Genomic DNA, 232 nt, shown 5'->3' with positions numbered 1-232 from the left:
CACCGTCTCCGCCTCGCGGGGGATCCCCATCAGCCCGAGGCGCGAGGCGAGCTCGCCCTCGTTCATCACGCCCTCGGCGACGAGAGAGGCTTCCTCCACGTGCTGCACGATCAGGGCGTCGAAATCCCGGGCATAGGTCAGGGCGCGACGCAGCACCTGGGCGTTCGCCACGGCCCGCAGCCCGTCCGTGAAGGCGACCGCGCCGGCCTCCTTGAGCAGACCGAACTCGGTC

Annotated in this window: 1 pseudogene; it reads right to left on the bottom strand. The window is 71.1% G+C overall.

From position 1 onward, the window contains the following. Positions 1-232, bottom strand: a pseudogene (locus RVY79_RS21790) (dihydroorotase); the annotation flags it as partial.

The organism is Chromohalobacter sp. HP20-39, assembly GCF_033052815.1.
Classification (GTDB): Bacteria; Pseudomonadota; Gammaproteobacteria; order Pseudomonadales; family Halomonadaceae; genus Chromohalobacter.
This window is presented reverse-complemented; position numbering and strand designations above follow the sequence as displayed.